General features: G+C 46.0%; 11 protein-coding genes and 1 pseudogene. 2 read left to right on the forward strand and 10 right to left on the reverse strand.

Annotated features, from left to right (window positions below):
- Positions 1-14 precede the first annotated feature (14 nt).
- The 7 genes from MKY48_RS26480 to MKY48_RS26510 form a co-directional block, all read right to left on the reverse strand.
- Positions 15-1,685 (reverse strand): extracellular solute-binding protein, encoded by a 1,671-nt coding sequence (locus tag MKY48_RS26480; protein ID WP_083659761.1) that lies wholly within the window; start codon positions 1,683-1,685, stop codon positions 15-17.
- Between the two features lie 79 nt (positions 1,686-1,764).
- Complete coding sequence (locus MKY48_RS26485; protein WP_076324467.1) at positions 1,765-2,661, reverse strand: carbohydrate ABC transporter permease; 897 nt, start codon at positions 2,659-2,661, stop codon at positions 1,765-1,767.
- A gap of 31 nt (positions 2,662-2,692) precedes the next feature.
- Complete coding sequence (locus tag MKY48_RS26490; RefSeq protein ID WP_098748543.1) at positions 2,693-3,649, reverse strand: ABC transporter permease subunit; 957 nt, start codon at positions 3,647-3,649, stop codon at positions 2,693-2,695.
- A gap of 672 nt (positions 3,650-4,321) precedes the next feature.
- The gene (locus MKY48_RS26495; RefSeq protein ID WP_339293559.1) at positions 4,322-5,272 is read right to left on the reverse strand and encodes a 4-hydroxy-3-methylbut-2-enyl diphosphate reductase; all 951 of its coding nucleotides are present in this window, start codon (positions 5,270-5,272) and stop codon (positions 4,322-4,324) included.
- Between the two features lie 52 nt (positions 5,273-5,324).
- A complete protein-coding gene (locus tag MKY48_RS26500) occupies positions 5,325-6,782 on the reverse strand; it encodes a HAMP domain-containing sensor histidine kinase (protein ID WP_076324469.1) in 1,458 nt (485 codons plus the stop codon).
- Position 6,783: 1 nt separating this feature from the next.
- A complete protein-coding gene (locus MKY48_RS26505) occupies positions 6,784-7,470 on the reverse strand; it encodes a response regulator transcription factor (RefSeq protein ID WP_339291663.1) in 687 nt (228 codons plus the stop codon).
- A gap of 129 nt (positions 7,471-7,599) precedes the next feature.
- Positions 7,600-9,240: a trypsin-like peptidase domain-containing protein gene (locus MKY48_RS26510; protein ID WP_339291664.1), complete on the reverse strand. Its 1,641-nt coding sequence runs from the start codon at positions 9,238-9,240 to the stop codon at positions 7,600-7,602.
- Between the two features lie 801 nt (positions 9,241-10,041).
- On the opposite strand from MKY48_RS26510, the gene MKY48_RS26515 reads away from it, so the two are divergent.
- Together MKY48_RS26515 and MKY48_RS26520 are read left to right on the forward strand one after the other, a co-directional pair.
- Positions 10,042-10,362 (forward strand): hypothetical protein, encoded by a 321-nt coding sequence (locus MKY48_RS26515; RefSeq protein WP_339291665.1) that lies wholly within the window; start codon positions 10,042-10,044, stop codon positions 10,360-10,362.
- Between the two features lie 116 nt (positions 10,363-10,478).
- On the forward strand, positions 10,479-10,838 hold the full coding sequence (locus MKY48_RS26520) for a hypothetical protein (protein ID WP_339291666.1): 360 nt from the start codon (positions 10,479-10,481) through the stop codon (positions 10,836-10,838).
- A 22-nt stretch (positions 10,839-10,860) separates the two neighbouring features.
- Here the strand turns inward: MKY48_RS26520 and MKY48_RS26525 are convergent.
- The 3 genes and pseudogenes from MKY48_RS26525 to MKY48_RS26535 all read right to left on the reverse strand — a co-directional run bounded on the left by MKY48_RS26525 (position 10,861) and on the right by MKY48_RS26535 (position 13,804).
- Positions 10,861-11,864, reverse strand: a pseudogene (locus tag MKY48_RS26525) (IS630 family transposase).
- A gap of 182 nt (positions 11,865-12,046) precedes the next feature.
- Positions 12,047-12,703, reverse strand: a complete 657-nt coding sequence (locus MKY48_RS26530; RefSeq protein WP_339291667.1) for a response regulator transcription factor — start codon at positions 12,701-12,703, stop codon at positions 12,047-12,049.
- Between the two features lie 18 nt (positions 12,704-12,721).
- Positions 12,722-13,804 (reverse strand): sensor histidine kinase, encoded by a 1,083-nt coding sequence (locus MKY48_RS26535; protein WP_339267469.1) that lies wholly within the window; start codon positions 13,802-13,804, stop codon positions 12,722-12,724.
- Positions 13,805-13,806: the final 2 nt, after the last annotated feature.

The raw sequence follows: 13,806 nt of genomic DNA on the forward strand, positions 1-13,806 counted from the left end.
TTAAGTAAAGAATATTATTGGCCTTTCATTTTTGCAACGTTTTCTTGCCATTTCGTTGTTTTGAATGCAAGAAGTTTATCATATCCGGCAGATTGCGCATCGGCTTCCGCCTTGTCGAGGATTGCCAATACTTCGGCATCATCCTTCGCATACAGGGCTTTCGCTCTGGATTCTGTAAAGATATCCTCTACACGCTGACGGATAATTCCTTCCTCGCTGTCCGGGGCCGGATCGAGGTTGATGTATTCCGTAGCATTTGCTTGAGTCTTCCAAGTGACTTCATACTGCCAACGAGTGGACCAGTTACGCTGCTCCTCTGGCAATGTGCTTTCATATTTTGCTTTTGCTGTATCAATAAATACCGTGTTACCGTTCCAATGCAAGTTCGTTGTTATCGCTTGCAGCTTGTTAAGACCGGCTGCATCAGATACATACTTCTCAGTAAATTTAGGTGTCACACCGTCGTCTTCAAATCCATCCCAATATCCTCCTGGAGGACCCCACATCAGAACACTTTGTCCTTCAGGACCTGTGTACCAATCCAAGAATGCGAAGATCGCTTCTGGATTTTTAGCAGACTTCGTAATTACACTTACGTTCCAACCCAATTGCGTGTAAGTACCAGGGAAGATTTTGTTCTTGTCCAGGCCTTCTTTGTGAATCGGCCAGATCATGAAATATCCTCCGTTTGGATCTTTTGCTGCCAAATCGGCATGTGCGTTCATTGCATTTTCAGTCGGGCTTGAAGCAGCATATACTGCAACTCGTCCCGTGTTCACTTTCTCTTTAACCTGATCTACAGTTTGAGTCATAGCATCCTGAGAAATCAACTTCTCACGGAACAGCTTCGCGGAATACTGCATCGACTCACGGAAGATAGGATCAGTAAAGATGGAAGACAACTTGTCACCGTTAGGCACGCCGCGGATGCTGATCCAGCGCGTTAGAGCATTTTCAGCAAATGCGGAATACAGTACTTCAATGCCTTGACCTTGAACGTGTGGTTCAAATGGAACAACTTTATCGCCATATTTGGCTTTAACTGCTTTCAGATATTCATACAAATCATCTGTTGTTTCCAGTTTAGGTGAACCTAACTCATGGTAGATTTGTTTATTAACAACATACCCTGCGTTACCGTTCGGTTGGTTCGTATACCAGTTCGGGAACTGATACAGTTTACCGTCAGGGGAGCGAAGCATGTTCAGGCCTTCCTCACCCATCCATTCCTTCAAGTTAGGGTATTTATCGAGATATTCGTCATAAGGCACAAGCATGTCTGCTTGACGCAATTTCTCTACATCCGGTCCGCGATCCATCCACATAACATCTGGAAGCTCCGTGGAAGCAATCATGGTATTGAATTTTTGTTGTGCGTTACCTTGCGAATGAATGGCATTTACGGTTACTTTCTTATTCTCTTTAATCCATTTCGAGGATTCGTCTTGCCCCCATGGAGGCATGGTGTACTCGTTATAATGACCATAGAAGCTGAACTCAAGCGGAGTTTCGCCAAGCACAAACTTGTCAGATGCCTCCGTTGGAGGCGTGCTAGTTCCGCTTTCGCCTGCTGGCTCAGGGTTAGCAGTCTTGGTTCCACCGCCGCCGCCGCATGCAGAAAGCATTAGCGCTGCCGCAAGCAAAGCCGTCATCGATGTGGTCAGCGATTTCTTTCTCAACCTCATTCTCTAATTTCCCCTTTCGTCTTTACACTTGATATTTATGTCTAAAGCATAATGCTTCAAACAACACATATTGTTGCCCTTACTCTTTCAGGGAGCCTACCAGAACACCTTTAACGAAGTGCTTCTGTACGAACGGATACACCATAATAATCGGAAGTGTTGCCACCATCATAGTTGCCATGGACAGCGACTTGGAGGTCACACTCTGCATCCGGGAGAGAACGGCCTGAGAAGCCGAATCTAGATTGCTCATCTGTTCAGACATAATATTAGAGTTCAATATCTGGCGAAGCATGGTCTGAATTGGCAGCAAGTTCTCGTTATTGATATAGATACTCGGCAAGAACCATTCATTCCAATGGGAAACCGCGGTGAACAATGACAATGTTGCGATTACCGGACCGGACAGTGGGAGAATGATCTTAAAGAAAATACCCCAGTTGCCACAGCCGTCAATTTTGGCGGACTCTTCAAGACCATTCGGGAGGCCGTTAAAGAACGTCCGGAAGATGATCATGTTCCACACACTTACCAAGCCCGGAATAATGAACACCCAGAAAGAATCCATCAGACCCAAACCGCGAACGAGCATAAAGGATGGGATCAAGCCACCGCCAAAATACATCGTAATAATACACATAACCATGTAGTACTTACGGCCGATCAGTTCGCTCTTCGTCATCCCATAAGCGAAGATAGAGGTTACAAGTATGGAGGAGATGGTTCCGATCACGGTACGAAGCACCGAAATCTTGAAACCATTCAGCAGCCTGTTATCCTGAAAGACGATCCCATAATTCTCTAATGTAAAGTCCCGGGGCCAAAAGGTAACGCCCCCCATTGCTGTATCTGAACCTGAGTTAAATGAAATGACAAGTCCGTTCCAAAACGGATAAAAAGTTACAAAGGCCAGTAATGCCAAGAAGATATAAATGATGACCATCATCACTTTGTCACCAAATGCTAGACGTACCACAATTACCCGCTCCCTTCATCATAGTGGTCTTTTACCATAAGCTGTTCCCTGATTTACGTGCAATCAAGTTGGCAATCGTCAGAAGCATGACGCTGATTACCGCTTTAAACAAGCCTACAGCCGTTGCATATGAGAATCGGGAATTTTCAATACCTATTCGATAGACATACGTGTCGATAACGTCGGATACCTCTCGCAATACCGGGTTCTTAGCCAAGAGCAAGATGTCTTCGAAGCCCGCAGTTAGCAAGTTACCAATGGCAAGAATCATAAAGATAACAACGACCGGCATAATCGATGGAAGCGTAATCGTAAAGATCTGCCTGAATTTGCTTGCACCATCCATGTCAGCTGCTTCGTACATGTGCGGGTCAACCCCGGCAACAGCTGCCAAGTAAACAATCGAGGAGAACCCGATCTCTTTCCAAACCCCTGTCGTTACGAGTATCGTCCAGAAATACTTAGGAATGGACAGGAAGTTGATCGGCTCTTCAATCAAATTCAGCTTTTGTAGCAGAATGTTCACACTGCCGTTATCCGTTGACAAGAGAGAAATCGCAAATCCTGAAACGATAACCCAAGACAGGAAGTGCGGTAGATAACTGACGGTTTGCACCAATCTCTTAAAGAACATATGCCGAACCTCGTTCAGCATCAGCGCCAGCATAATCGGTGCAGGGAAACCAATGATAAATTTAAGTAAACTGATGACGATCGTGTTTCGCATAACCGTCATAAATTCAGGTGATTCAAAAAACATTTCGAAATGCTTGAATCCAGCCCATGGGCTCTCGCCCATCCCTTTGAAAATGTTAAAGTCCTGGAAAGCCATTAGAATACCGTACATCGGTATATAGCTAAACACAAAAATGAGTGCGAGTGCAGGAAGCACCATTAACTGAATATCCCATTGTTTAGCAAAGCGAATCAATAAGCTGTCCTTTTTCCGTTTTGGAACAGGTTCCTGTTCTACGGATATTTGCGCCATGTCCAACCCCCCGTGTGTTATATGCCATGAAGTTTACCTGATGTCTAACATTGTAGAATAAACTATCCAATATAAACATTTGCCTATTCAACGAAAAATGATATTATTCAATCGAGAATTGAAACGCTTACACGGCATGGGATATTTACGGGGTTACTGCTAGTCCAAAAAAATGATCCTGTATCCGGCTAGGTTGTCCAATATTCATCCTTCCGTTCTTAGTGCGGAACATAGAAAATCCCCTTAGGTCTATAGTGTTCAGTTCATTTCACATGAACTGTTGTTCCACCATTCACCACAAGGGGAGAGTTTATGAATTAGCACAATTTGGCTAAACCATTCATAGTTTTTATAAACTAAGCTACAATGGATCTCTTGTTATGTTTAGGCAATGATTCATGAACTGATATAATTTCCGGTAACACCATCAATGTTTAGCTGAACGCTGTCCTCTGCTGGTATGCTATAAACCATTTTCTGTAATGTCAATGGACTCGAACTCCTAATATATCATAGGTGATCATGAAAATAAACGCTTATCCCCCTGTTCGAGAAAAGGAGCCAAATAGGACGATGACAAGATAATATTAAGGACGTACCGATATCAGCAAAAAAATACAACCGTCACGATAAAATCGCGACGATTGCATTAAGAAAATTAGTATTCCATTCTTATGACTTACTCTTCACCCGAACCGGCGGAAGCAGTTTATTCATATTCACCGTACGTTTGATCTCCCAAGTTTCCGGCTGATCATGTTCATATTGTTCCAAATAGGCGATGACTTCCTTGGTAATTGGAGTCGGTGTTGATGCCCCTGATGTAACAGCCACTTTGCCTACGCCTTCAAGCCATTCGCGTTTAAGCTCCGTCACATCGCCAATGCGGTGAGCCGGAACTCCAGCTATCTCTTCGGATACCTGTGCAAGACGGTTCGAGTTATTACTGCGCGGGTCCCCAACCACGATGACCAAATCAGCCTGGCCCGCTTGCTCGGCTACCGCTTCCTGCCGAACTTGCGTAGCAAGGCAAATTTCATTATGAATCTCCGCTCCCGGGAATTTATCGAGCAGACTCTTCATGATATGCTTGATATCCCATTGACTCATCGTTGTCTGGTTCGTAATGATGATTCGGGATGAATTTACCTGAAGCTGTTCAATCTCTTCTTCCTTCTCGATCAAATGCACATGATCCGGTGCGATCCCGATCGCGCCTTCCGGCTCGGGATGTCCCTTCTTCCCGATATAAATGATCTCATATCCGTCCGCTACCTTTTCCCGGATCAAATCATGGGTTTTCGTAACATCAGGACAAGTTGCGTCGAGCGTGGTTAACCCTTTATCTCTCGCAAGCTTGCGTACTTCGGGAGAGACCCCGTGTGCGGTAAAAATAACGGTGCCGCTCTCCACCTGACTCAGGATTTCCATCCGATTCGGACCGTCCAGCGTAATGATGCCTTCATCCTCAAAGGATTGCGTGACATGACTGTTATGCACGATCATGCCCAATATATAAATAGGCCGAGGAAGATCCAGATTCTGGGCCGCCTGACGTGCCAAGACCATAGCGTCAACGACACCGTAACAGTAACCTCTCGGTGATATTTTCAAGACTTCGATGATCCTCACCTGCTTTCCGTTGTAATACGTAAAGTATCTAGTCTATTATAACCTATTCCAGAGGAGGAGCAAAGACGACGGGCAGCCAGACGATAAAGGTACTGCCTTCCCCTCTTCGGGTAACAACCTCGACAGAGCCCTTGTGCTCATCAATAATCCATTTGGCTATGGATAAGCCAAGGCCGGTACCGCTCGTCACGCCTCTGGACTGGTCCGCACGGTAGAAACGCTCGAATATAAACGGAACCTCATCCTTATCCATACCGATCCCCGTATCCGAAATTCGCAGACCGACCTGGCCCTTGTACAGGACGACATCCAGGCTAACTTCACCCTCCGGCGTATACTTGAACGCATTCTCGATAAAGATGAACAGCATCTGCTGCAAGTAGTCCTTATTACCTTCTACATAAACACCGTTCAGGACAGACAGCTCTCCGACATGCCACTCAGCGGTTTTCTCCAGGAAATGAGCGCGCCGTGCGACCTCTTCAACCAAAGGCTGCAGAGGGACCGGATCCAGTTCAAAGGTCTGGCCAGTATCGGCCCGTGCCAGAGACAGCATATCATTCACCAGTCTGCTCATCCGTTTCGCTTCATCAGATATATCTCCCACCGCTTCGACCGAGATTTGCTTAATCGTTTCTTCGTCCATATTCGCTCTCTCGCCAGGGGCTTCCGTCCACATCTTCTGGAGAAGATCCACATTCCCCCGGATGGTGGTCAGCGGCGTTCGGAGTTCATGGGAAGCATCCGATACAAATCGGCGCTGCGCCGCATAGGCATCTTCAAGCTCTTTGTAAAAGCCCTCCGTCCTCTCAAGCATTCCGTTAAACGTGCCGATCAACTGACCAATCTCGTCCTCCGGACCATCGTATTCGATACGTACGCTGAGGTCGGTCCCCTTTTGGATCTGCTCCGCTGCCTCCGTTACCTTGCCGATTGGTTTCATGGATTTCCGGGCGAGGAACAAGCCTAATGTTGAAGCAATGACAAGTGTTGCTGCGGATCCCATGATGAGGATGGACTGGAGTCGGTCCAGGGTTTGCTCGATGGTTCGCGTACTTACTCCGATCTGAAGCCATCCGAATAATTTCCTTGAGTTCGTTTCAACGACCGGGGATTCGTATACAATGAAGGATGCCCCATTAAAAGAAAACCGTTTAAACTCTCCGGGTTTGGTCATACTTAATGCTCTGTCTACAGTCGGATTCTCAAATTGCAAACCACTGAACTCCATATTCCCAGATCTCCAGATGGACCCATTATAGAAAGTATACAGCTGAACGTATAAATCAGCTGCCTCCATATTAAGCGCGGAGGAACGATCCGGTAGAAGTGCAACAGACGAAGATGTGTAACCAATCTTATTTGCTTCCTGTACTAATCGCTGCTTTAACTCCTCATACGTATACAAATGGACAAAGCCATACACCGCCGAGCTGAATATCAGCAGTGTCACAAACAAAATGCCGGTATACCATGCTGTCAGTCTTAACCGAATGGACATGCTAGTTATCTCCTCTTAAAATATAGCCGGCTCCGCGGATCGTCTGGATCAGCCGTTTACCTCCATGTTCCTCGGTCTTCTGCCGGAGCATGGCGATATAAACCTCCAGCACGTTGGACTCCCCGCTGTAATCATAGCCCCATATTTTATCCATTATTAAATCGCGGGACAGCACCCGCTTCGGATTTTGCATAAACAGGTGCAGGAGCTCAAATTCCTTGGCGGTTAGCTCCAGTCGCTGCCCGCTGCGAATAACTTCCCTTGCATCGGTATCCATCATAAGATCCTCGTAGGTCAGTCGGTGGTTAGAGCTATCGTCCCCGGTTTTACGGCGCAGCAAAGCCCGTACGCGGGCAAGCAGCTCCTCCAGCGCGAAAGGTTTGACCAGATAATCATCTGCTCCGGTATCCAGTCCCTTCACCCGATTCTCCACTTCATCCTTCGCGGTCAGCATCAGCACCGGTGTCGTGCTTCCGCCTTCCCGGAGTCTGCGCAACGCTTCAAATCCATCGACTTGAGGCATCATCACATCCAGAATGACAACGTCCGGGTCCTCACTCAATATCACCTTCAAACCTTCCGCTCCGTTGGATGCGGTTAGGACGTCATAGCCCTCAAACGCAAGTCCCCTGCGCAGCATAGAAATAATCTTCTCATCATCATCTACAATTAATATCCGGGATCGCATAGCGGCATCTCCTCTATCTTCTAGCGTTTAATTTAGTTCGACGTTACAATCCCATTATATCGGTCGCCTCAAGGACAAGACAAGCGGAAGGGAACGGTCCCTTCCGCTTGTTGTCACGCCTATCCAGGATTACGGTTGCTGTTGTTGCTGCTGTTGGGATAGATCAAACTTATTACGGTCCCCAATCGTCAGCGGCAAATCAATGTTCTTACCGTTACGAACCACATTCAGTGTGATTTTGTCTCCAACCTTCTTCGATTGTATGAATTCAGTCAGATCCTTCGAGGTCGGATATTTTGTTCCGTCCACGCCCACAATGATGTCATATTGACGCAGGTCCGCTTCATAAGCCGGCGAACGGAATACAACGCTGTCAACATAAGAACCTTCCTTCACGTCGGTACCCAAGGACTGGGCAATTTGCGGAGTGACCGTTCCCAGGGTTGCCCCGATAAACGGAACCGGCTCTTTCGGAACTTCCTGATTATTCTTCAGGTATTCCACAACTTCCTTGATCGTGCTGGACGGAATTGCAAATCCGATCCCTTGCGCTTCCGCGCTGACGGCTACGTTCATCCCGATAACCTCACCCTTCAGATTGAGAAGCGGTCCCCCGGAGTTACCCGGATTAATCGAGGCATCGGTTTGCAGAAGATGCTCATAATTCCGCTCAGCTTCGCCGTTTCTTCCTTGAATATCAATCTCGCGTTCCTTCGAGCTAAGTACGCCTGCGGTTACCGTATGCTCAAAACCATGCGGGTTACCGATGGCAACAAGCCATTCACCGACCTTCAGCGAATTGGAGTCACCCAGCTGCACCGTTGGGAAATCGGCCCCTTCGATTTTTAGCACGGCCAAGTCGAGCTCATAGCTGGAACCGAGCAGCTTCGCTTCATAAGGCTTTTTGGTACCCTGTACCGTTACTTGGATCACATCTGAGCCATGGATCACATGCTCATTCGTCAAAATGTATCCGGACTTCTCAAAGATGAAACCCGAGCCGATGCCGGAAGGCTGAAGCTGGGATTCCTGACCTCCGTTGTTGCTACTTCCACCGTTTCCACTGTTTCCGCCATTTCCTTCCTGGCTCGATTGGCCGCCGCCGAAGAAGTACCAGAACGGATCATTCATGTTCGGATTCGTGCTCTGACGATTGCTGCTGTTTACAAGCGTCTCGATCAGTACAACGGCAGGACTCGCCTGATCTACGACTGCCGATACATCTCCTTGGCCCGAAGGAATAATGCTCGATGCCGTAGTAGCTCCGCCGTTATCATCGACTTTGGCTGAAGTTTCTTGGGCTGGCTCTGATGAGTACGCCGCATCAGGTGTAAACAGATTCGTGCGGTCAGCGGCAAACATCAGGCTCGAAATGACAAGGACACCTGCCATGAAGGACAACAGCACCGTCTTCACGGAATTTTTAGGCTTCTGGCTGTAGTTCCATTCTTTATTTCTTTGCATCGAATCCATAGACCCACCGCCCCCCTGGCTTCCGGAGGAATGTGACTGCGAGAAACCGGAGGATGGTATTGGTTTAACAGGCTGCGGAGCTGTAACTTCTACTTCCTTCGATTCCCGGCTCTGGTATGGCCGCTCTGGCTGCTGATCATCACGTTCGCTGGGTATGGACTGAAACGGTCCGTAAGAATAGTAATAAGACGAATTCTTCGTGGATGCTTCCACACGTCTCGGTGCTTCATTGTTATTCGACTCGTTGTTCATTCCCTCATCATCCGGATACCCGTAGCGCTTTCTTTGATCGTCCATAGGTCTACCTCCTATTTAAAATCACTTGCTTCCAAGTGGTTTAATTGATTAACTGTTCTTATTGTGTACTATAAACCTTAATAGTACCTTAAAAACAATTAAAAGGCAGATAAAAAGGATAACCCCCGCTGTTTTATTGCTTTGATCTAAAAAATCTGGTCGATTTAATCATATTCTAAAGCCACAGAACAAGCTAAGTGTCCATGAAATTGCTGGAAGCATTAAAGGAGACCAAGCAAAATTGCCCGCTTTCAATCGTAAAATTTTCAGAAAGCTAGGCAATAAGCTTACTGTAAGTGTGGCCATACAGTTCAACTATCAATATGCTTTTAAAGCATTCAGCGTTTCTTATGAGCAGATCTGCATTACAAAGAGCGTATTCAAGGTCCTCAAAAAGGTGTATTTCAAATGAAGATCTAAGTCACGCCTATATCAGTTCTTCAGACAAAAATATTGTTCAAACAGCAAAAAAGCAACCTAAACATTCTAGACTGCTTAAAAAATCCGGCCCACTAATTCTGTCTAACTATTCAAGTCATAAGGATCAGCTTTGACCAAAGCAAGCCACCATACATAAATCGCTATAAGTTTACTTGGTGTTAATTCATTAAACAATGGGGAGAGTTGTGGAATGAAGAACAATACATTAAAAGAGACAATTAGAAAATTGTTATGTTGATTTCCTTATTTTTATGGATGGTAAATACTTCTTGTAATTTTGAAAAAATGTACAATTTTGTTTACTATTGTATAATTATGCTTTATAATTTGAATCTATTAACATAATTAGGAGGTAATTAAATGAAATTGCGTTCGCTTGTAGCAAGTTCAATTCTTTCTTTCTCATTATTGGTAGGAGGTTCTTCTGTTTTCGCAGAAACCATTTCTCAAACGAGCAATACTATTCTTCCTGAAAGCATAAACACAGAAGTAGGCGTGATGGCAAGTTCGTATGAATTTGATGGCCCCATTTGTTGTTTCAACTCTGAGCCTCCGGCTACATATTTGTATAATGATGGAAGGGGCTACATAGGTTGGGTTACACTGCAACGCTGGGGAGTTGCTTACCCTGGTCCAGGACTTGTAGGCATTTATAAGGGGACCTTATATTACCAATATTAATGTTGTGGGCTTTACTAGTACGTAAGGACAATGTAATAACATTTGTTAGTATTTTCAGAACTCATCCAATAGTGGTGGGTTCTTTTTTTGCAAAAAATCAAGGGAGAGTATAAATAATGAATATGAAATCAACGGTGAAAAACTTTTTAGAAGATGAAAAACTAAGCAAGGTACGGAATACAAATGAACGTATGGATGAGGTTTTAACAATTATTGAAAACAAGAACCTCACTGAGGAATATTATATATCAGGTAAGAAAGCAATTAAGAATGATACAACATCTAGAATCCAAGATGCACTTGAATATTTAGCGGATTATATACTTGAGACTGAAAACCTTACTACTAAAACAAAGAATGACTATAACATTTTAGACAATAAGAGGTTACAGGAAGTTGAATTATTTGAACAAGGACTGACAACATACAGATTTGATAATGAAGATAATGCAGCTGATGGACGGAGTATTAAATGAGGCATTAATTAATAAAGAACGATTAATCCAATATGAAGATACAGTCTATCAAACAAAGGCGGTCAATGGTCTCCATCCGGTGGATATTGACTCGTCTCATAAACGCAGCGATGTTAACTCGAATATGATAAAACCTCTTGTAAAATACATTGTGAACCACGTCGTTTTTCAGCCATTTCCAACGTCCCTCCACAAGATAGAGCTCGGGCGAGTATTTGGGTAAGAAGACAAAATCCAGGCGAGAATGTTGTTGCAAGTACATCTGGACCTGCGCCTCGTGGTGAATTTCCCCTTGTCTAAGATCATAATAATCTTGCCGGTCGGATACGCTTATAGAACGGTATCAAGAAACTGAATGAATGCGGGCGCATCATAACGCTCACCGTTTCATAATTCAATACGCCGAATAACTTTGCACCTTGATGCCGACCGTAGGTTGGAATCTTGCGCTGGTGGCCTTTGGGAAACCAATTGTACCGCAAGGATTGATAGGCACAAATCATAGACTCGTCCTCGAATAGTAAGTGATCAATTAGCGCAGGGAAGGTTTTGTTACGAAAGGTTTCTTGATCATCTGGATCAGCTGATTCCAGTGTGCTTTCGTGTAACTAACCCCCAACCGATGAAGCAATTTGGACATCCCCTCTCTGTAAACATTTTCTGGAATTCACGTTCAACAAAGAGCATAGCCAGCTTTAGCGTCCAGGTATATTTGGCCTCGATGCCCACGTCAACTGGTCGCTTAGTGGCGATGGTTTCAGCTAATATTTGTTCCTGTTCATCGCTTAATCTATGCGGCTTTCCGGGGGAGTGGCCAAGCGCCAGCGCATCGATACCGCCTTCATGGTAACTGCGAATATAGCCACTGACGGTTTTCTCCGTGCGCTTGATCATCCTTGCGATTTCTCGTTTCGTATGGCCTTCTAGATGATGAAGGACAGCAAGATAGCGTTCGTACATTCGTTTGTCCGAGGTCTCTCGAAGAGCCGTTTCCAACGTTTTGACTTGGTTTGATTTTGTTTTCATCCTGATCACGTCCTAATGGTTGATGTTTCTTCTATTACCCAATTCAGGACGTTTTGTAAAGATGATTTGTAGTTCTTAAGTTCAGTCTATACAGCCAAAAAATTTACTGTGAAATTTTTATAAATTGTTCTACTTACCCATTTCTGTGTTTTTTCCCTTGTTCATGAATGATCTATGCAAGGCTAGTAGGATTTGACCCATCCCTTACGGTGGGCGTAGATCGCCAACTGTGTGCGGTCTTCCAGCTCACACTTCATCAGCAGATTGCTGACATGGGTTTTGACCGTTTTAATGCTGATATGCAGCTCTTCGCCGATATCTTTGTTGCTCTTGCCTTCGGCAATGAGCAGCAAAACTTCCTTCTCGCGCTCGGTAAGCCCGGAATCATCGCCGTTCACCATATGTCGGCGGATCCCGCGGGTGAGTGCTTCCGACACGTCTTTGGTCATGACCGGCATACCCCTGAAAGCTCCCTGAAGAGCGTAAATGAGCTCGTCGGCCGAAACGGTCTTCAGTACATAACTAACAGCCCCCGCTTCGATGCACTCAACCACAAGCTCGTCTTCGAGAAAGCTGGTCAGAATCACGATCTTCTGGTCTGGGAACTCGGACATGACCGCACGTGTGGTCTCTGCCCCGTTCATCACCGGCATCATCAGATCCATAAGAATGAGATCAGGCCTGTCTGCCTCATCCCCATTTCTTAACATATCAACGACCTCTTGGCCGTTTGCGGCCTCTCCGATCACTTCAAATCCCGGGTCCAGTGACAAATACGTTTTTAATCCCATCCGAACCATATCATGATCATCCGCCAGCAATATCCGAATCGTTCCCATAATGATGTTGTCCCCTCTCTATTCCACTGGCTCAGCCAGTACTTCCTGATCCTTGCTCTCTTCCGTAGTCGGTCCCTGATTACCCTCGGCCTCAAACAGCGGAATATTCACGCGAACTGTTGTCCCTGCACCCTTTTTACTTATAATATCGACCTGCCCACCAAGCTTTTCGGCTCGCTCACGCATCGTGGACAGCCCGTATGAACCCTGCTTGCCTGCCACCTCGTCAAACCCAATCCCATCGTCGCTAATGCTTAAAATAACGCGTTTCTGATCCTCACGAAGCGACATGCTGACAAGGCTTGCACCGGCATGTTTCACAATATTAGCCACTGCTTCCTGTATAATCAGGAACAGCTGATGTTCAATCGCATCCGATACCCCGCCGTAAAGTTCCACATCCTTCATGCCCTTTAGGCCATTTTGGCGACAGTAATCCGGGAACCACCGTTCGAGTGCCTCCTCTAGGGTTCTTCCTTCCAGTTCAACAGGCCGAAGCTGTGCAATTAGCGCACGCATCTGCTTCTGCGCCACGTGAGACATCTCAATCAACTGGCCAAGCACTTTATCGCCCTGCTCCGGGTTTCTCTTCAGAACCGCCGGAAGCGATGAAGCCGACATATGGATCGCGAACAGCTGCTGACTGACCGTATCATGCAGGTCCCGTGCCATCCGGCGTCGTTCCTCAAGCACCGCGGCTTCCGCAGCAATCTCTTTCTCAATGACATCCTGCTCACCCAGGCGCTGCAGCAGCTTCATCTTCTTCTCCAGCGCTTCTGTCATTCCGTTAAACTCATCGTAAACTCTGGCAAAAGAGCCGTCTTCCATGGCTGGCAGTCGCACGTTCAGATTTCCTTTGGCAACCTGCAGCATGTTCAGATGAAGCAGGTCCAGCGGTCGCTGGATGCGCTGTCCCGCAATGTATCCCGCAATCCCCGTAAACAGAAGTACACCGACCGTGTAATACACCCACAGCCGGTTATCTTCAATATGTATGTAGCCGGATTGGTTTGCTGTATACAGGAAAACAGCAACCCCGGCTCCAATCAACAGAAAGTAAAACAGTATCACCCATTTGGTATTTTTCAATATTCCCATCATAA

This window comes from Paenibacillus sp. FSL W8-0187, from assembly GCF_037969755.1.
Classification (GTDB): domain Bacteria; phylum Bacillota; class Bacilli; order Paenibacillales; family Paenibacillaceae; genus Paenibacillus_AQ.